Source organism: Corallococcus sp. CA049B (genome assembly GCF_003611685.1).
In the GTDB taxonomy this organism is placed as follows: Bacteria; Myxococcota; Myxococcia; order Myxococcales; family Myxococcaceae; genus Corallococcus; species Corallococcus coralloides.
The window spans coordinates 1-17,701 of sequence record NZ_RAWC01000192.1 but is presented as its reverse complement, the minus strand read 5'-3'; the positions used below and the strand labels follow the sequence as shown (position 1 = coordinate 17,701).

Annotated in this window: 17 protein-coding genes; 7 read left to right on the top strand and 10 right to left on the bottom strand. The window is 71.0% G+C overall.

The window, feature by feature from the left end; genetic code table 11:
• The first annotated feature begins 91 nt into the window (after nt 1–91).
• Entirely contained in the window at nt 92–607 is a 516-nt protein-coding gene (locus tag D7W82_RS30540) for a hypothetical protein (RefSeq protein ID WP_120621687.1), read from the top strand.
• A gap of 187 nt (nt 608–794) precedes the next feature.
• The gene (locus tag D7W82_RS30535) at nt 795–1,091 is read left to right on the top strand and encodes a hypothetical protein (RefSeq protein WP_120621692.1); all 297 of its coding nucleotides are present in this window, start codon (nt 795–797) and stop codon (nt 1,089–1,091) included.
• A 105-nt stretch (nt 1,092–1,196) separates the two neighbouring features.
• Here the strand turns inward: D7W82_RS30535 and D7W82_RS41850 are convergent, their stop codons facing one another.
• Nucleotides 1,197–1,799, bottom strand: coding sequence for a transglycosylase SLT domain-containing protein (locus D7W82_RS41850; protein ID WP_120621686.1), 603 nt, complete (start codon nt 1,797–1,799; stop codon nt 1,197–1,199).
• A 98-nt stretch (nt 1,800–1,897) separates the two neighbouring features.
• Nucleotides 1,898–3,058 (bottom strand): trypsin-like serine protease, encoded by a 1,161-nt coding sequence (locus tag D7W82_RS30525; RefSeq protein ID WP_233588027.1) that lies wholly within the window; start codon nt 3,056–3,058, stop codon nt 1,898–1,900.
• A 279-nt stretch (nt 3,059–3,337) separates the two neighbouring features.
• Here D7W82_RS30525 and infC point away from each other — a divergent pair, with 279 nt between their 5' ends.
• Entirely contained in the window at nt 3,338–4,090 is a 753-nt protein-coding gene (gene infC, locus D7W82_RS30520; protein ID WP_120621690.1) for a translation initiation factor IF-3, read from the top strand.
• Nucleotides 4,091–4,213: 123 nt separating this feature from the next.
• Here the strand turns inward: infC and D7W82_RS30515 are convergent, their stop codons facing one another.
• The 5 genes from D7W82_RS30515 to D7W82_RS30495 form a co-directional block, all read right to left on the bottom strand.
• Nucleotides 4,214–5,671 carry a hypothetical protein gene (locus tag D7W82_RS30515; RefSeq protein ID WP_147439634.1) on the bottom strand — a complete coding sequence of 486 codons (1,458 nt, stop codon included), beginning with the start codon at nt 5,669–5,671 and terminating at the stop codon, nt 4,214–4,216.
• Nucleotides 5,672–5,803: 132 nt separating this feature from the next.
• A complete protein-coding gene (locus tag D7W82_RS30510) occupies nt 5,804–7,165 on the bottom strand; it encodes a DHA2 family efflux MFS transporter permease subunit (protein WP_120621684.1) in 1,362 nt (453 codons plus the stop codon).
• Nucleotides 7,166–7,582: 417 nt separating this feature from the next.
• Complete coding sequence (locus D7W82_RS30505) at nt 7,583–8,116, bottom strand: hypothetical protein (RefSeq protein ID WP_147439632.1); 534 nt, start codon at nt 8,114–8,116, stop codon at nt 7,583–7,585.
• Between the two features lie 12 nt (nt 8,117–8,128).
• The gene (locus tag D7W82_RS30500; RefSeq protein ID WP_120621682.1) at nt 8,129–8,521 is read right to left on the bottom strand and encodes a hypothetical protein; all 393 of its coding nucleotides are present in this window, start codon (nt 8,519–8,521) and stop codon (nt 8,129–8,131) included.
• A 7-nt stretch (nt 8,522–8,528) separates the two neighbouring features.
• Nucleotides 8,529–9,422, bottom strand: a complete 894-nt coding sequence (locus tag D7W82_RS30495; protein WP_120621681.1) for a hypothetical protein — start codon at nt 9,420–9,422, stop codon at nt 8,529–8,531.
• Between the two features lie 171 nt (nt 9,423–9,593).
• On the opposite strand from D7W82_RS30495, the gene D7W82_RS30490 reads away from it, so the two are divergent.
• From D7W82_RS30490 to D7W82_RS30475, 4 genes are all read left to right on the top strand, one after another.
• Nucleotides 9,594–11,735 carry a M3 family metallopeptidase gene (locus D7W82_RS30490; protein WP_199727864.1) on the top strand — a complete coding sequence of 714 codons (2,142 nt, stop codon included), beginning with the start codon at nt 9,594–9,596 and terminating at the stop codon, nt 11,733–11,735.
• Nucleotides 11,736–12,052: 317 nt separating this feature from the next.
• Nucleotides 12,053–13,690, top strand: coding sequence for a DUF1592 domain-containing protein (locus tag D7W82_RS30485; RefSeq protein WP_233588026.1), 1,638 nt, complete (start codon nt 12,053–12,055; stop codon nt 13,688–13,690).
• The gene (locus tag D7W82_RS30480) at nt 13,687–15,015 is read left to right on the top strand and encodes a DUF1552 domain-containing protein (RefSeq protein ID WP_120621680.1); all 1,329 of its coding nucleotides are present in this window, start codon (nt 13,687–13,689) and stop codon (nt 15,013–15,015) included. The genes D7W82_RS30485 and D7W82_RS30480 overlap by 4 nt, the downstream gene beginning before the upstream one ends.
• Before the next feature lie 87 nt (nt 15,016–15,102).
• On the top strand, nt 15,103–15,756 hold the full coding sequence (locus tag D7W82_RS30475) for a CAP domain-containing protein (RefSeq protein WP_233588025.1): 654 nt from the start codon (nt 15,103–15,105) through the stop codon (nt 15,754–15,756).
• Here D7W82_RS30475 and D7W82_RS30470 read toward each other — a convergent pair.
• The 3 genes from D7W82_RS30470 to D7W82_RS30460 are packed head-to-tail and all read right to left on the bottom strand — an operon-like array spanning nt 15,750 to nt 17,664.
• Nucleotides 15,750–16,706 (bottom strand): hypothetical protein, encoded by a 957-nt coding sequence (locus tag D7W82_RS30470; RefSeq protein ID WP_233588024.1) that lies wholly within the window; start codon nt 16,704–16,706, stop codon nt 15,750–15,752. The two genes, D7W82_RS30475 and D7W82_RS30470, sit on opposite strands and share 7 nt — an antisense overlap.
• Before the next feature lie 59 nt (nt 16,707–16,765).
• The gene (locus tag D7W82_RS30465; RefSeq protein WP_120621677.1) at nt 16,766–17,443 is read right to left on the bottom strand and encodes a lipopolysaccharide assembly protein LapB; all 678 of its coding nucleotides are present in this window, start codon (nt 17,441–17,443) and stop codon (nt 16,766–16,768) included.
• Between the two features lie 8 nt (nt 17,444–17,451).
• Nucleotides 17,452–17,664: a hypothetical protein gene (locus tag D7W82_RS30460; protein ID WP_014393140.1), complete on the bottom strand. Its 213-nt coding sequence runs from the start codon at nt 17,662–17,664 to the stop codon at nt 17,452–17,454.
• Nucleotides 17,665–17,701: the final 37 nt, after the last annotated feature.

The following is a 17,701-nucleotide window of genomic DNA, read 5'->3' as shown; positions in this document are numbered from 1 at the left end:
GGGGAATCCCCTGGAAATGCCAGGGGTTACTGAACATGTGTCCAGACCTCCGAATGGAGCGGGACCTGGCGACCCGGCGCGTGAACCCGGCATGTCAGACCCCTCCCGTAGAAATGATCGCGTGAGCCACTCGACCCCGCCATCGTCTCCGTCGCGAGTCCTGGAGCAGCGCAACCTCCTGGGAGGCCTGGACCTCCTGCCCGTGATGGGCCGGGGCAACCGCAAGCGCGCGCGTCAGTTCCACGTGCCCTCGGAGCGCAAGCTGGGGTTCGCCGCCGCGCTGGCGCTGGTGGTGGAGCACGGCAAGGAGAAGGCCCGGGAGACGGGCACCACGTCCATGACGCGCTGCCCGCGCTGCGGCCACGTGGGGCCCACGGAGCAGGACTTCGGCTTCCGCATCATGAGCCAGGGCCAGCGCCGTCCGCAGTCCTGGTGCCGCGGCTGCCGCGGTCAGCACCTGGAGCCGGTGAACGCCTCCCAGCCCCGCCCCGAGGACGGCTGGCTGTTCCCGCCGGAGGCCACGGAGAAGAAGAAGGCCAAGGCGGCCAGGCCTGGCAAGCCCAAGGCGAAGAAGCGCGCCCGCCGCGACAACGAAGACCTCACCTGAGAGCCGCCGCGCCGGCCGCGTCCGGCGTGATTCCCGCTCCTGGGAGAGCGCCGCCCGCGTGCCCCCTGTCATCCCGCGCCACCGGGCGCCCGCGTCCCGCATGCTCACGGGGCGGCCCCTGTCCCGCCCGTCGCCAGGGATGGCAATGCCCCGCATGGGTCCCTACCTCAACTCAAAGGAGGACTTCATGTCCGTGCGGACCCGAGTGGCAGGCATCAAGAACAGGCGACGGGTGGATCCCCATGCGGCCCAGGCGAGTGTGCAGGCCAGCAATGGGCGCAAGACACTGGCCCATGACGACGCGGCGGCGCTGTTGCGGCAGAAGGAGCTCAAGCGCGTGACGCTGGGCCCCGCCGCTGGCGACCACGGCCCCAAGCGCAACAACCGGGGCACGGGGCTGAGGGGGCGCAAGAAGGCGCCCAGCCAGATCCACATCAAGCGCGCGGGTGGCCCGCGGGAGCGCTCCCGGTTGCACGGGGGCTAACGGCACGCTTTCGGAAATGGAAATGACGACGCCCCGCGTGGGAGACGGTCAGGACCGTCTTCCACCGCGGGGCGCGGTGCGTCTGGGGTGCTGCTCGCGCGCCGGTCAGTAGCCGACGTAGCCGCTGCCGCTGTTCAGGCCCTTGATGCCGGGGACGTTGGACACGGAGCCGTAGCGCTCGATGGAGTAGCGGACGCCGGCGATGATGTTGTCCACCGGGTTGCGGATGTTGTCGTGGCCCGGGAGCTTGTACGCGTCGAACGTCGGCTGGATGGTCTGCATCAGGCCGATGGACGGGGTGCCCTTCTGGGCGTTGGAGTCCCAGAGGTTGATGGCGTTCGGGTTCCCGCTGGACTCGTGCTGGATGATCTTCGCGATGTCCTGGGGGTTCATCTTGTCCGCCGGGACGCCGTTGGCCTTGAGGATGTCCATGGCCTGCTTGATCCAGTCGCCCACCTGGCCCGGGGGCACGTCACCCACGGCCTGCGCGCCCTGCGTCTGCTGCGCGCCGCCCGTCAGGTCCGGCCCCTTGGAGACACCCTGCGCCTGGAAGTCATCCTTGCTGCCCGGGATGTTGAGCGTCGCATCCGCGTAGATGAGGTCCTTGTTCGTGATGTTCGGGTTCGCCTTCACCAGCGAATCCACATCCGTGTTGAAGCGCTTGGCCAGCGCGCCCAGCGTGTCGCCCGACTTGATCTTGTAGTCCATGGGGGGAGGGACCTTTGCGATTGCCGAAAACGTCGATGCCTGATTCTCGGAGTTTGATTCGCGGAGTTTCGCCTACATTTGCGGTTCTGTAGGCGTTTTCACGCGGAGTCACGAGAGCGTCGCCAGAACAGCCCCAGCAGGACGGCGAGTGTAGCGCCCAGGCCGCCGGGGCCGCTGCCGCACCCGCATTTGACGTCGGGCCGGTCCATCTCCGGTGTCAGCGGGTCGACGGTGGCCTCGCAGGGGGTGAAGCAGCGGCAGGCGTCGTCCCCGTCCACCTCCAGCCGGGCGCACACGCCCTTCTCTCCGCAGGCGGCGTCCTCCGTACAGGCCGCGCCATAGGTCCCGGCCTGGAGCGCGGGCAGGAGGCACCGGGCCGGATCATCCCCGGCGCGGACGCATTGCAGCCCCGAGGGGCAGTCCGCGTCGCTCGCGCAGGACGCCTCACAGAGGGCGTCCAGGGGCAGCGTCTCCGTGGGCGCGGGGGGTGGGGCCTCCTCCAGGAAGGGGCGGACGAAGTCCTCCAGCGCGTCCACCCGCAGCTGGACCGCCTCCGTGCGGCAGGCCACGTCACCGCTGAGGGTGAGGCCCAGGAGCACCTCGTTCCCTGCCGGGCCCCCCAGCACCGGGCCTCCGCTGTCCCCCACGCAGGTCATGGCCGGGGCGGGGCCGGCCTGGAAGGCGCTGTCGGTGACGCCCGTCACCTGGAGCAGGCCCTGCCGCCGCTGGCCCATGGGGTGGGCCGCGTCCTTCGTGTCGCCGTAGCCCACCGCCCGCACGACGTCTCCCGGCGCCACCGGGGCGCCCCCCGCCCGGGGGAGCCGGAGGGGCGGGACGTCCGTCACGGGCACCGCCAGCCGCAGGAGCGCGGCGTCCCAGAGGTGCGTGGCCGGGACGAACCTGGGGTGGGATACCGCCCGGGTGACCCGCACGAACCGCCCGCCGGGGCCGGGCTCCGGGAGCAGTGTGGGCCCCAGGAAGACCTCGTAGGGGCCCTCCTCCCCGAAGACGGCCAGGCAGTGCGCCGCCGTCAGCACCACGTCCGGAGCGATGAGGGCGCCCGAGCAGAGGAGCACCGGCGCCTCCCCTCCGCAGCGCGTGCGCCGGGCCACCAGCGCCACCGCCGCCGGGTCCCCGGGCGCGTCCGTCCCCTGGACCAGGGCCTGCCCCAGGCTCCCGGCGGGTCCAGAGGGCTCGGGGTCCACCGGCCCACAGGAGGGCAGGCAGGCGAGCACCAGCCAGGTCCCGAGCGCAACCACCCTCCGGGGCCGGCATCCTGTCCTCTCCCGGGCGGACGCCGTGGACCGTTTTGCCATGGGGCGCATCATAGGCAACAGGGGTCATGGGAATGGGGGGTGCCCCGCGTTACCTTGCCCCTGGGGGACGTGAACCGGATAGAGTCCGTTGCACGTCTCCCTGCCCCTAGGGGCGGAAGGCACGCCTGCCTGCCTTCTCCACCGGAGGGGACTGCCACATTGGAGGGTCCGCCACATCTTCACGGGTGGTGGGTCCGCTAACCCTTTTTGGAGGATGTTCACATCATTCGCGAACAGAGAAATAGCAGCCGCGGTCCCAACCGGGACCAGAGAACCAACCGCCGCATCCGCGCGCGGGAAGTCCGTGTCGTGGGCTCCGATGGTTCGCAGCTCGGAGTCATGACCATCGAGGCGGCGCTGGAAAAGGCCCGCTCCGAGTCGCTCGACCTGGTCGAAGTCAGCCCGATGGCCAAGCCGCCGGTCTGCAAGATCATGGACTACGGCAAGTTCAAGTACGAGGAGAAGAAGAAGGCCTCGGACGCGAAGCGCACGCAGGTGGTCATCCAGCTCAAGGAAGTGAAACTCCGTCCCAAGACGGAGGAGCACGACTACGAGTTCAAGGTGCGCAACACCCGCCGGTTCATCGAAGAGGGCAACAAGGCCAAGGTCGTCATCCAGTTCCGCGGGCGTGAAATCACGCACAAGGAGCTGGGCAGCGCCATCCTCGATGACGTCATCAAGGACCTGAAGGACGTGGCCGTGGCGGAGCAGCTGCCGCGCATGGAAGGCCGGCAGATGTACATGATCCTGGCCCCCACGCCCAAGGTCGCGCAGAAGGCGCGCGAGCAGGCGCGGCAGGCCGCGGCGGCCGCCCGCAAGTCCCCGCCCCCGGGTGCCGGCAAGAAGCCCCAGGCGGCTGGTGGTGCTCCCGGCGCGGACGGTGTCTCCACGGCCCCGGTCGAATCCGACGGTGCCAGCGACGCTGCCGACGAGACGAAGGACGAAGCGCCGGACGCCGCGCCCGCGACGACGTAGCCGCACCCAGGCTCGCGTCTCCCCTCGCCGGGAGACGCGCACACGGGCGGTGCCCCTCGGGATGAAGTCCCGGGGAGACCGCCCGCGTTCGTTTCCGCGGCCCGTGACTCAAGGCCTGCCCCATCAGCCGGGCAGGACCCGGGTGCGCCGGCGGCGGCCCCACTCCATCAGGATGAACGTCACGCCCACCGCGAGCGTCGCGCTGGCACCGCCACACCCGGCGGCCATCGCCTGCTGGGAGGGGCTCGTCGCGGCGCTCACCAGCGCGCCAGGGTCCTGAGGCGGCGAGGGCTCGAACCCGGAGCCGCCGGTGGCGGTGAACCGCTCGCGGTCCTCGTCTTCAGCCGCCGGGGCCTGCTTCGCGGCCACGGCCTGGGACTTGAGCGACGACGCGCTGGTGGAGAAGAAGGACAGCCGGTAGCTGGAGCCGGAGGACGGCTCGATGCCGAAGAAGCACACCAGCGGCACGCCCGAGGGCAGCACGTCCGGCGCCGCCGGGTAGCCCGCGAAGCCGGACACCGACGCGAGCTCCTTGCCCGCGCCCGGCTTGCCGCTGGAGGACAGCGCGCGGACCCACAGCCGGTAGCCCGTGCCGTCGCTCCGGGGCTGGTTGTAGAAGAGGTACAGGCTGCTGCCCGCGCGCACGAGCGCCGGCTGCGTGGCCCAGTCCCCGTCCTCCAGCACCTTCACCGCGGAGCCGAAGGCGCTGCCGTCGAAGCGGCGGTACCTCAGCCGTTCGGAGTTGTCCTTGTAGACCAGGTGCAGGCCGCCCTTCCCGTCCGCCACCGCGCTCATCGCGGCGCCGTGGTAGATGCCGTCGGAGAAGGCGGTGCGCGTGGAGGACCAGCTGGACACGGACGCGCTGTCATCCCGGATGCGGTAGTGCGTGGTGTCGCGGCCGTCGTGCGAGCTCCACAGCATCATCATCCGGCTGCCCAGGCTGATGAGCCGCCCGCCCCCGCGCTTCGGGATGTCTCGCGCGAGCGCGGACTGGGTGCGGAAGGTGGAGCCGCCGTCGCTGCTCACGGAGATGACCAGCGTGTTGCTCGCGTCCTTCTCCCGGAAGAAGGCCTGCACCCAGAGCCGGCCCTTGGAGTCGCGCGCCAGCTCCGCGCGGTAGTACGCGGTGCTGGAGCTGGTGGAGTCGAAGACGCGCACGGCCTTGTCCGGGAGCCAGTGGTTCTTGGACGCGCTGTAGCGCCACCACTGGAAGTACACGTCGCGGGACGTGGAGCCGCTGATGCCCGCGCTGTCCGGGGTCTCCACCGCGTAGACGAGCGCCACGTCCTTGCCCACCACCACCAGGTCCGCGCGGTCGTAGGTGGAGCCGTCGTGGATGACGCCCTCCTGCTTCCAGGTGCTGCCGCCGTTGTCGCTGCGGAACAGCCGCAGGCCATGTCCGTCCTGTCCGCCCTGCTGCACGGCCGCGAGCAGCACGGAGCCCTCGCTGCGGGACACGCGCACGATGTGCCGGTGCGCGGGCAACGTCAGCGCATTGCCGCCCCGCACCGGGATGGCCGAGGGTGGCGTCGCCGCCGTCATGCCCGCGAGCAGGAGTCCTGTGAGTGCCGCCCAACCCATTTCCACCCCTTCCGTTGGATTCCCCGCCGGGAAACTGGTGGGGAGGGAGGGACGAAAGAAGGTGGGAAAAAGGGTTTCCGCCTGCCCGCCTGCCCTACGAAGGGGCGGCGGCGGTGTCGTGGGCTGGACGCTTCAGCCGCGCGCCGTGGCCCTGCCGCCGATGTGCTCGCCCGCGTCCGGACGCAGCCGGCGGAACAGCGGCCCGGCCAGCGACGACACGAGGCCGATGGCGAGGAACGGCAGGAGGAAGCGGTCCGGTGTGAGGCGCACGTCACCGCCGCCGCGCGCCACGTGCAGCATCAGGCCACCGAAGCTGATGCCCACGCTCAGCGCCATCTGCTGTGTCACCACCGCGAGGGTAGAGGCGTTGCTCACCGACTCCTTGGGGAGGTCCGCGTAGGCCATCGTGTTGGTGGCGGTGAACTGCAGGGAGCGCATGAAGCCGCTGAACACCAGCGTGCCGATGATGAACGGGATGGGCGTGGTGACGCCGAAGAAGGCGGGCACGGCCGTCAGCGCGGCGGTGAGCAGGTTGGAGGCGATGAGCGTCTGGCGGAAGCCCACGCGGCGGATGAGCGCGGGCGCCACCGGCTTGCACGCGAAGGCGCCCAGCCCCGTCCCGATGGTGACGAGCCCCGCCTCCAGCGGCCCCCAGCCCAGGGCCACCTGGAAGAGCAGCGGCAGCAGGAAGGGCGTCGCGCCCAGGCCAATGCGCACCAGCGCGCCGCCCATCATGCTGGCGCGGAAGGTGTCCACCTGGAACAGGCGCAGGTTGAGCACCGGGCGCGGCGTGCGCTGCGCGTGCCGCACGTAGGCCACCAGCGCCCCCACCGCCACCAGCGAGATGGCCGCCTGCACGGGCCACGGCACCAGGCCGATGCCCACCGTCTCCGCCGCGCCCATCAGCGCGGTGATGGCGACCACGGCGATGGCGAAGCCCTTCATGTCGAAGGGGCCCGGGTCCGGCTGCTTCAGCGGGGGCACGAAGCGCGCCACGGCCCACATGCCCAGCAGGCCCACCGGCACGTTGATGAAGAAGATCCACGGCCAGTCCGCGACGCCCAGGATGAAGCCCGCGAGCGGCGGCCCCAGGAGTGGCCCCACCAGCGCGGGCATGGTGAACCAGCTCATCGCGGCCACCAGCTTCTCGCGCGGCGCCGAGTTCACGACGATGAGCCGGCCCACGGGCACCATCAGCGCGCCACCCAGGCCCTGCAGGGTGCGGGCGAGGACCAGCTGCACGAGCGTCTGGGAGAAGCCGCACAGCACGGAGCCCGCGAGGAACACGACCATGGCGGTCATGAAGACGCGGCGCGGACCGAAGCGGTCGGCGATCCACCCGCTCGCGGGCGCGAGCACGGCCAGGGCCAGGATGTACGACGTCAGCGCGAGCTTGAGGTGGACGGGGTCGGTGCCGAACGCCACGGACAGCGTGGGCAGCGCGGTCGACAGCGCCGTGGAGTCCAGGAACTCCATGAACAGCGCGCTGGCCACCGCGATGGATGCCAGCCGGGAGCCTCGGGTGGACGGGGTACTGGAGGGCGCTGTGGAGGCGGTCGCGGTGGAAACGGACACGTCGTTTTCTATGTGCACGCGGCCTCGTGCCTGTCACGCCTGTGTGAAGGCCGCGCCGCGTCCGGCAGAAGCGCTTGTACTCCCAGCGCGAAGCGGTGGCGCCCTCGCGTGAAGCAGGCGCGGCACTCCGGCAGGGGGGCAGCCGAGCGGGCGCCTCCGCCGACAGGCTCCGAGCATGTGCCCCCTCCCCCGGCGCGGTCCCAAAACCTGTCCGACTGTCGGACAGGTTCCCGCTGTTCAGCGGGCACGGGCGCCCCGACCCGGTTCCTCCAAACCTGTCCGACTGTCGGACAAGTTCGTGCGGAGCGCCCCCGACGGGGGAGCCCCGCCCTTCCGTCAGGGCTCGGGAGGTTCGTTGCGCGCGGCCTCGGCCAGGGTGCGGGCCTCTTCGCGCAGCTCGTCCAAGCGGACGCGGTGACGCTGGAGCAGCGCGTCCACCTGTTCCACGCGGGCCTTGTCCCCGCGCGACTTCGCCTCCTGCCGCTCGCCTTCCAGCCGCGACACGTCCCGCCCCAGCAGCGTGGCGAGGTGCTCCGTCTTCTCCAGCTTCCAGCGCGCCGTCTGGGGCTTCTCTTCCTCGATGGGGTCGTTCGGCTGTGGCGGCGCGTTGGCCACCTCCGGCTCCGGCGGCACGTCTCCGGGCGAGGGCGGCACCACCGTGGCGTGGGGCGGCGCGGGGTCCGGCGTCCGCACCGGCACCGCGCGCTTCGGTGACACCTGGGCCGCCGTCACCGGGCCGGGGCCCGCGTTCCGCACCGCGGGCGCGGCGGCGGGGAGAGAGGTTTCGCGCGACGGCCACAGCGCCACGGCGATGAGCACGGCCACCAGCACCGCCGCGCTCCCCAGCATCACCCGCTCACGGTTCCGCATCGTCCACTCCCCCTACAACCGAAGGCGCCAGCCGTCACCCTGGCGCTCCACCCGGAAGAGGAACGGCTCCGCGCGCTCCGCTCCTCCCTGCGACACCCGCGCCCGCACGACCACCGCGTTCGGGTCGCGGCCATCCACCTTCGCGTCGAGCACGTCCACCAGGCCCATGCCGTGCTCGTGCAGGTCCTTCACCGTCTCCTCGCATGAAGGCAGGCCCTGCCCCGTCACCAGCATGGGGCCCAGCACCGCGCAGTCCCCGGACGGCAGGGCCTGGAAGAAGCGGCGCACGGCCGCCTCCCCGGCCGCCGCCTTGGAGGACGTCGTGGACGGACAACCGAGCATCGCGAGCGCGGCGAGCCACGGCCCCACCGCCCCCACCGCGTGTCTCACCGCGCGTCGTCCCATCCGGCCTTCAGTAGCAGTTGGGCGCGAACAGCTCGTCGTCCGTCGCGGACATGAACTGATCATCGCAGTAGCCCGACGCCAGCATGTGGCCGTTGCGCACGCAGCCGTCGTGGTTGGTGGCGTCCAGCGTGTACTGCGTGTCGCCACCGCAGCCGCCGCCGCAGCGGCCGAAGCAGTTGCCCATCACCTTGGGGCGCGACCAGTGGTCCGGCTCGCCGCACACCCAGGTGCTGCCGTTCAGGTAGTACTCGTCGCCGCTGCACGTCGTGTGGTCACCCAGCTGGGCGATCTGCTGGTTCTTCGCGTTGTCGAAGCCGCCCTTGTTGCAGTCGTGCTTCGCGTACGAGTACCAGTTGTACGTACCGCCACAACTGCCCGTGTTCTTGCCGCCGCACTTCGCGTAGCTGCACAGCATCGTGTAGCCGCGGCCCTGCTCGCCCATCACCGTGCGCTTGAGCGTGACGCTCGTGGGCTGCTGCGCCCACATGCCCACCGCGCGGCGCAGGTACATGGCCTCTGGCGCCGCCGCGTCACCCTGGGGCAGCCCCTGGTTCAGCGCGCCGTAGAACGCGCTCAGCACCTGACGGTCCGCGTCCACCACCTGCGTGTCCTGCACGTTCGCGTCCGCGAAGCCATCCAGCGAGGACACGCCCGACGCCGGATCCATCAGGCCCGTCAGCGTCATGCCGTGCATGCGCACCTCCAGGCGGTACACCCCGGGCTCCACCTCGCGCGAGGCGAAGGACACCGTCTGCCCGTCGTGCGCCCAGGTGCCCTCGGTCAGCCCCGCGCCGGAGCGCAGCGACAGCCCCTCCGGAGACGCCGGCGGCGCTTCCGGGCCCGCCCCGCCACAGCCCCACAACAACAACGCCGCGACCGCACCACCCAGTGCCTTGCGCATCCGTGTTCACCCTCCGGCCAGGACAACTTCCAAGAATTCGAGGCGAGTGCGGGATTACCGGGCGGCTGCACGGGGAACAAGGCGAGGTGCGTCAGCTGGGGTCTCCAAGCATCCAGCCTGTACCTGGGGACACCCTGGCTGTTCACGGCGGACGGGCGCGGAGGGGCGGGGATGTGGCATGACGGGCCCGCGAAGCAGGTCGTTCCCCTTGTGGAGGAAGTCCCCTTGAGAATCCCCGCGCTCACCGTGGTGGCGGCGCTCGCCGCGACGGGTTGCTCCAACGGCAGCATCACGCAGAACCGCGAAGCCCAGGCCCGCATCGCCGCCAACTCGGCGAAGCCCCAGCTGGCGCCCATGAAGGGCTCGGAAGTGCTGGCCGGCACGCCGGACGCCTTCAAGGCCCTGTGCAAGGCGGACCTGGAGCGCGCGCAGGCGCAGGTCGCGGCGCTGAAGAAGCTGGATCCGAAGACGAACGGCGCGGGCGTCCTCAAGGCGTACGACGAGGCGCAGACGGCCATCCTCAACGCGGCCAACCGCTCCAGCCTCGCGCGCGAAGTGCACCCGGACGCCGCCATGCGCGACGCGTCCCGCGAGTGCGAGCAGCAGGTGGACGCGGCCAACGTGGCGCTGTCGCAGGACCGCGGCGTCTACGACGCGCTGTCGCTGGTGGACCTGTCCAAGGAGGACGCGGCCACGCGCCACTGGATGGACCGCACGCTCCTGGACTTCCGCCGCGCGGGCGTGGACCGGGATGAGGCCACGCGCGCCAAGGTGAAGGCGCTCAACGAGGAGATCCTCAAGCTGGGCCAGCAGTTCGGGCAGAACATCGCGGAGGACACGCGCAGCGTGGCCTTCACGCCCAAGGACCTGGACGGGCTGCCGGAGGACTACAAGAAGGCGCACGCGCCCGGCGCGGACGGCAAGGTGGTCATCACCAGCAACTACCCGGACTACTTCCCGTTCATGACGTACGCGAAGAACGCGAAGGCGCGCGAGAAGCTCTGGCGCACCTACCGCCAGCGCGCGTTCCCCAAGAACCAGGCGGTGCTCGCGCAGCTCATCGAGAAGCGCAACGAGCTGGCCACGCTCCTGGGCTACGACACCTACGCGGCCTTCACGACCGAGACGCGCATGACGCGCACGCAGCAGGCCGCGGCGGACTTCATCGACCAGCTGGCGCAGGCCACGGAAGGACGCGCGAAGAAGGAGATGGCGGACCTGCTGGCGCGCAAGAAGAAGGACGTGAAGGGCGCCACCGTGGTGGAGCCCTGGGACCAGGACTACTACGAGGACCGGCTGCGCGCGGAGAAGTTCGGGTTCGACTCGCAGGCGGTGCGGCCCTACCTGGAGTACGCGCGGGTGAAGGACGGCGTGATGGGCATCACCTCCAGCCTGTGGGGGGTGGCCTTCCAGCCGGTGAAGGACGCGAAGACGTGGCACGGCGACGTGGAGGCGTATGACGTCGTGGAGGGCGGCAAGCCGCTGGGCCGCATCTACCTGGACATGCACCCGCGTGACGACAAGTACAAGCACGCGGCGCAGTTCGACCTGGTCACCGGTGAGCTGGACAAGCGGCTGCCGGAGGCCGTGCTGGTGTGCAACTTCCCGCGCCCCGGCGACCTGATGACGCACGACGAGGTGGGGACGTTCTTCCACGAGTTCGGCCACCTGATGCACACCATCTTCTCCGGCCACCAGAAGTGGACGCCCATCTCCGGCATCTCCATGGAGCGCGACTTCGTGGAGACGCCGTCCATGCTGCTGCAGCAGTGGGCGGAGCAGCCGGAGGTGCTCAAGAGCTTCGCCAAGCACCACGAGACGAACGAGCCCATCCCCGCGGAGATGGTGGAGAAGCTGCGCGCGTCGAAGGAGTTCGGCCAGGGCCTGTACGCGCGCCGCCAGCTGTTCCTGTCCGCGGTCAGCCTCCAGTACTACTCGCGCGCGCCGGGCTTCGACACGTCCTCGGTGCTCTCCGAGCTGCAGAAGAAGCTGTCGCCCTTCCGCCACGAGTACCGCGACGGCACCCACTTCGAGCTCGCCTTCGGGCACCTGGATGGGTACTCGGCCGCGTACTACACGTACCTCTGGTCCTCCGTCATCGCGAAGGACCTGGAGTCGAAGTTCCAGGAGAGCGGCTACCTGGACCGCGACACGGCCATGCACTACCGCAAGACGGTGCTGGAGCCCGGCGGCTCCAAGCCCGCCGCGGAGCAGGTGAAGGACTTCCTCGGCCGGCCGTACGGCTTCGAGGCCTACCGCGCGTACCTCGACGGCGCCGCGAAGACGACGGGCACCGCGAAGGAAGCGAAGTAGCGCTGCCTCAGTCCTGGAAGCGGGCCGTGTCCTGAAGCCCGCTTCCGGGAGTGCCGCGCCGCCTGACCCGCCCCCGGGGGCAGGAGTCGGCGCGCGGTGCCTCTCTGGACCCCGGGCCCTGCCCGGTCGCGGAACTCCCCTTCCCCATCTAGTCCCTCGCGCGTGCCCATCTCCACCCCGGGGACGGAGCGTGACGTCCGTCTGTCGTCACGCCGTGGCTGGTGAGCGTCTTGCTTTGGAGCGCGTTCGCCGGGGCCCCTTCGCGGCCCCGAGGAGGTGTGCGCGCGGTGACGGCCTGCGGTCGGAGATGGCGGAGGGTGGGCCTCGCGGCGGTGGCGGCGATGTTGACCGCGAGCTGCAACGATTCACCTCCCAAGGCGCGGGTGCTGCCGGGGCCGGACGCGCCCGTGGATCCGCAGGACGCGCAGTGCCGCTCGGCGGCGCGCGACCCCGGCCGCGTCACGCTGCACCGCCTCAACCGCGCTGAATACAACAACACCGTGCGCGACCTGCTGGGCGACACGAGCTCGCCCGCGAGCAGCTTCCCGCCGGACGACCACGGCTTCGGCTTCGACAACAACGCGGACGTGCTCAGCATGTCCCCGCTGCTGATGGAGAAGTACTCCCACGCGGCGGAGGCGCTGGTGGAGGCCGCGTGGACGCGAGGCGCGTTCAAGGCGTGCGTGCTCGACCCCGCCCGGCCGGAGGCGTGCGCGCGCGAGCTGCTCAAGACCTTCGCGCGCCGGGCCTGGCGCCGGCCCGTCACGCAAGAAGAAGTCGAACGGCTGGTCGCGTTCGTCGCGCTGGCCCGGCAGCAGGGCGATGCGCCGGAGGTGGGCGTGAAGCTGGCGCTGCGCGCGGTGCTGGTGTCGCCGCACTTCCTCTTCCGCGTGGAGCTGGACCCCGCCCCCACGTCCACGGCGCCGCACGCCGTGAGCGACCTGGAGCTGGCGAGCCGCCTGTCCTACTTCCTCTGGAGCAGCATGCCGGATGAGGCGCTGCTGCAAGCGGCGGAGGGCGGCCACCTGCACGAGCCGGAGGTGCTGGAGGCGCAGGTGCGGCGCATGCTGGCGGACCCCAAGGCCCGCGCGCTGGTGGACAACTTCGCGGGCCAGTGGCTCTACACGCGCGCGCTCGACTTCTCCCAGCCGGAGTCGCACTACGGCTTCGACGAACCGCTGCGCGAGGCCATGCGCCAGGAGATGCAGCTCGTCTTCCAGGAGTTCGTCACCGGGGACCACCGCCTCAAGGACCTGCTGGACGCGCCCTTCACCTATGTGAATGACCGGCTGGCCTCGCACTACGGCCTGCCCAGGCCCGGCAGCGCCGCGATGACGCGCGTGGAGCTGAAGGACCACCCGGAGCGCGCGGGCCTGTTCGGGAAGGGCGCGCTGCTCACCGTCACCGCCAATCCGGACCGCACGTCTCCGGTGAAGCGCGGCGTCTGGGTGCTGGAGCAGCTGTTGTGCAAGGGGCCGCCCCCGCCACCACCCGAGGCGGGCGGGCTGGCCCCGGCGGTGGACCCCACGCTCAACATCAAGGCGCGCATGGCGCAGCACCGCGTGGACCCCACCTGTTCGGGCTGTCACACGCTGATGGATCCGCTGGGCTTCGGCATGGAGAACTTCGACCCGGTGGGCCGCTGGCGCACGAAGGAGGAAGGCGGCGCGGTGGTGGACCCCAGCGGCGAGCTGCCCGGCGGCAAGGCCTTCAACGGCGTGACGGAGATGCGCGCGGTGGTGAAGCAGGACCCGGACCTGTCCGCGTGCATGACGCGCCACCTGCTCACCTACGCGCTCGGACGCGGCGCGGAGGAACAGGACCGCTGCACCGTGCGCGACATCTCCCAGCAGGCCGAAGCCCGGGGCGGCCGGCTCACCGACTACATCCTCGCCATCGTCCGCAGCGACGCGTTCCTGCAACGGCGTGGCGAGCCGGAGGAACACAAGCCATGAGCCGCACCCCTGCCCTCTCCCGCCGGACGCTCCTGCGCGGCATGGGCGCGCTGATGGCGCTGCCGCTGCTGGACGTCATGCGCCCGCGCACGGCCCGCGCCGCCACGCCGGCCCCGCGCCGCTTCGTGGCCTTCTACACGCCCTGCGGCATCCACATGCCCAAGTGGACGCCCGGTGGGGAGGGCGCGGACTACTCCCTGACGCCCACGCTCGCGTCGCTGGCGCCGGTGAAGGGGGACGTGCTGGTGCTCAGCGGCCTGGACAACCTGCCCGGCAAACCGGACGGCGACGGCCACCACGCCGCCGCGACGGCCGCGTTCCTGTCCTGCGTGAAGGCGCGCAAGACGGAGGGCACCAACATCCGCACCGGCATCTCCCTGGACCAGGTGCTGGCGAACGCGGTGGGCACGGCCACGCGCTACCCGTCGCTGGAGCTGGGCATCGACCAGGGCAAGGGCATTGGCAACTGCGACTCCGGCTACGCGTGCCCCTACGCGAACAACATCGCGTGGGCGGGGCCGTCCACGCCCGTGCCCAAGGAGACGAAGCCTCGCGCGGCCTTCGAGCGGCTCTTCGCGGACTTCGACCCGGACGTCACACAGGCGGAGCTGGCGAAGCGCAAGGCGTACGGGCTGAGCATCATCGACGCCGTGCGCGACGACGCGAAGGCGCTCCAGGGGAAGCTGGGCACCACGGACAAGCGCAAGCTGGACGAGTACTTCACCGGCGTGCGCGAGCTGGAGCTGCGCGTGAACGCGATGGACGGCGCCGGCCCCACGTGCGGCGCCGCAGTGACGCCCGCGGAGACCGAGGACGTGCGCGAGAAGACGAAGGCGATGCTGGACCTCATCGTGCTCGCGTTCCAGTGCGACCTGACCCGCACGTGCACCTTCATGCTGGGCAACGCGCGCAGCACCCGCGTGTATTCGTTCCTGGGGCTGTCCGGCGAGCACCACACGTACTCGCACCACCAGCGGGTCCAGGCCAACTACGACGCGCTGGTCAAAATCGACAAGTGGGAGGTGGAGCAGTTCTCGTACCTCCTCCAGCGCATGAAGGACGTGCAGGAGGAGGGCGGGACGCTGCTGGACCACAGCGCCGTGTACTTCTCCAGTGAGATCGCCGACGGCAACATGCACGAGCACAAGAACCTGCCCATCCTGCTCGCGGGCCGCGCGGGCGGCGCCCTCTCACCGGGCCGGCACATCCGCTACGGGGGCCAGCCGCTGGCGAACCTCTACATCGCGCTGCTGAACATGTTCGGCGTGGCCGCGACGACCTTCGGCGACGACGGCACCGGGCCCCTGCCCGGACTGGGAGCGTAGGGCAGGAAGGGGCTCGGGCCCCCCGGGGGCCGCCTGCCCGGTTCGGTTCTCCTGCACGCAGGCGCCGGGTGCGGAATGATTCCGCGCATGGCACTTCCTGTGTTCCGTCGCGGGCTCGCCGTGTGGCTGCTGGCCCCGTTGCTCGGCTGTGGCTCCAGCGCGAACGCGCAGCGGCCCGTCTCCGCCTCCACGAAGAAGGCCGCGGCCACCGCCGCCGCGCGCAAGGCCCCTGCGGCCACGCCCGCGCCCTCCGAGGGCACGCGCAAGCCGGTGCCGACCGCCGCGGCGCTGAAGCGCGACATGGTGGCCGCGCACAACGAGGCGCGCTCGAAGGCCTCGCGTCCCACGCCGAAGCCGGCGCTGCCCGCGCTCACCTGGTCCGACGAGGCGGCGCGCAAGGCGGAGGCCTACGTGAAGGAGTGCCGCTTCGAGCACAACCCGGACCGGGGCAGCTTCGGAGAGAACCTGGCCGCGGCGACTCCAGACACATGGACCACCACGCAGGTGGTGAAGAGCTGGGCGGACGAAGCCGCTGACTACGACTACGCCTCCGGCAGGTGCAAGGCCGGGAAGATGTGCGGCCACTACACGCAGGTGGTGTGGCGCACCACGAAGGCGGTGGGCTGCGCGACGCGGCTGTGCACGAAGAACTCGCCCTTCGGCGGCGACGTGAAGACGTGGCAGCTCTGGGTGTGCAACTACGCGCCGCCGGGCAACTGGGTGGGCGAGAAGCCCTACTGAGCCGAGAGCGTGATGACCTCGATGCCATTCGCCGTGCCCACGGCGAAGCGGCGATTCGCGGCGTCCAGCGCGAAGTGCGGCGGGGGCGGCAGGTGGTGGCGGATGCTGGCCAGCACCTTCCCCGTGTCCAGGTCCTCCCAGCGCCGCACCACGCGGCCGGTGGCGCGCGACACGAGCTTCGGGTGGCCGAAGAAGTCCACCACGTGCTCCGCGTCCACGACCATCAGCGGGCCCGCGGGCTCCTCCAGCTCCACCTCCGACAGCAGCTTCTTCTCCGTCAGCGAGTACGTGCCCAGGAAGAACTTCGCGTCGTCGCGGGACTCCTCGATGCGGACGAACACGAGCGTGTCCTTCGCCCCGAAGGCCACGGACGTGAGGAAGATGCCGCCCTCCACGCCCTCCATCAGTCCAGAGCTGTCCAGCGACGCGGGCTCCTCCAGGGCGCGCGGCACGTCGAACACCGACGCCGCGTCCACCGGGTGCCAGATCCACCCCGCGCTCGCCAGGTAGCGCCCGTCCGGACTGAACTGGAGCCGCGAGTGGAAGATGTCCGCCGGGGTGTTGTCGCGCTTCGTGAGGCGCTCGCCCGTGGCGGCGTCCTCCAGCTCCACCACGCAGTACGACTCCGGGCAGTGCGCCAGCAGCGTGCGCCCGCTGGGGAGCGTGTGCAGGGCCACGGGATAGTCGTGGGTGTTCGCGTGGTAGAAGTCACGCGTCAGCTGCCGGACCACCTTCGTGCCGTCGAGCAGCAGGCCCGTGGTCCCCAACGACTCGTACAGCACGCTGTAGCGGCCATCCGGGGACATCACCGCGCGGTCGAAGCGGTAGGCGTAGCGGATGTGCGGGTCGAAGGTGGTGCCATCCAGGTGGTAGCGCACCAGCCCACCCACCGGGTCCACCAGGGCGTCGCCGCTCCAGCAGAGGGAGGACACGGCGCCCGGGGTCTTCAAGGTCTGTCTCTGGAAATCCATGGCGCCGGGGACGGAGGTGCCCGGCGCGGCCTGACGGCTCAGGCGGGGATCATGGACAGCAGCTGCTGGGCCTTCGCGCGCAGCTCCTTGTCACCGCCCTGGAGCACCTGCTGCGCGTGGTGGCGGGCCTTCGCCGGCTCTCCCAGGCGCAGCGCCAGCGCCAGGTTGAAGTGCGTGGTGGGGTCCTGGGGGTGCGCCTCCAGCACCGGCCCGAGGACGCTCGCGGCGAGCGCCGGGCCCTCCTGAGGCACGTGCTCCAGGTAGTGCACCGCCAGGTCGTTGGGCGCGCCCGTGTCCGTGGGCGCCTTCGCGACGGCCTCTTCCAGCAGCGTGCGCACCCGGCCGCGCTGGCCCGCGATGTCCAGCGCCCGCGCCAGCTGCCGGCGGGCCTCCACCGACTCGGGGTCGCGCTGGAGGACCTCCTCGAAGAGGGGCAGGGCCTCCGTCAGCTTGCCGGCGAGCAGCGCGGCCATGGCGTGCAGGCCGATGAAGTTGGGGTTCTCCGGCGCCAGCTGGCGCAGCCGCAGCGCGGCGGCCAGGGCGTTCTGCGTGAGGCCCCCGAGCAGCGACAGGTTGAAGATCTCCTCCCAGAGGACCGCGTCGTCCGGCGCCAGCGTCAGCGCGTCCCGCAGCTCCTGAAGCGCGAACCCCAGGTCCCCCGTCTCCAGATACGCCCGCGAGCGCTCCCACTGCGCGCGGTAGGACTCCTTGACCATCGTGCCCCTCAACCCCGGAACATCTTGTGGAACAGCCGCATGAACATGCCCGACTTGGGCGCGGTCTCCGGGCGGCCGGACTGCTGGTGCTGCGCCTCCGACTGGAGATCCAGCTTCTGCTTCAGCTTCTTGAGGTCCGGGTCGATGGAGAAGGTGCTGAACTCATCGTTCCCTTCAAGGGCTGTCTGGATCTTCCGCGCGCGGGATTCGTCCTGGCTCATGTCGCGTCTCCTGACCGGACCCCACCCTACCACGGGG

Coding starts and splice junctions, on each gene's coding strand:
- D7W82_RS30515 (WP_147439634.1), bottom strand. CDS start 5,671: ATGGGTTGGGCGGCACTCACAGGACTCCTGCTCGCGGGCATGACGGCG.
- D7W82_RS30495 (WP_120621681.1), bottom strand. CDS start 9,422: ATGCGCAAGGCACTGGGTGGTGCGGTCGCGGCGTTGTTGTTGTGGGGC.
- D7W82_RS30535 (WP_120621692.1), top strand. CDS start 795: ATGTCCGTGCGGACCCGAGTGGCAGGCATCAAGAACAGGCGACGGGTG.
- D7W82_RS30460 (WP_014393140.1), bottom strand. CDS start 17,664: ATGAGCCAGGACGAATCCCGCGCGCGGAAGATCCAGACAGCCCTTGAA.
- D7W82_RS30465 (WP_120621677.1), bottom strand. CDS start 17,443: ATGGTCAAGGAGTCCTACCGCGCGCAGTGGGAGCGCTCGCGGGCGTAT.
- D7W82_RS30490 (WP_199727864.1), top strand. CDS start 9,594: ATGTGGCATGACGGGCCCGCGAAGCAGGTCGTTCCCCTTGTGGAGGAA.
- D7W82_RS30505 (WP_147439632.1), bottom strand. CDS start 8,116: ATGCGGAACCGTGAGCGGGTGATGCTGGGGAGCGCGGCGGTGCTGGTG.
- D7W82_RS30500 (WP_120621682.1), bottom strand. CDS start 8,521: ATGGGACGACGCGCGGTGAGACACGCGGTGGGGGCGGTGGGGCCGTGG.
- D7W82_RS30475 (WP_233588025.1), top strand. CDS start 15,103: ATGGCACTTCCTGTGTTCCGTCGCGGGCTCGCCGTGTGGCTGCTGGCC.
- D7W82_RS30480 (WP_120621680.1), top strand. CDS start 13,687: ATGAGCCGCACCCCTGCCCTCTCCCGCCGGACGCTCCTGCGCGGCATG.
- D7W82_RS30540 (WP_120621687.1), top strand. CDS start 92: ATGTCAGACCCCTCCCGTAGAAATGATCGCGTGAGCCACTCGACCCCG.
- D7W82_RS41850 (WP_120621686.1), bottom strand. CDS start 1,799: ATGGACTACAAGATCAAGTCGGGCGACACGCTGGGCGCGCTGGCCAAG.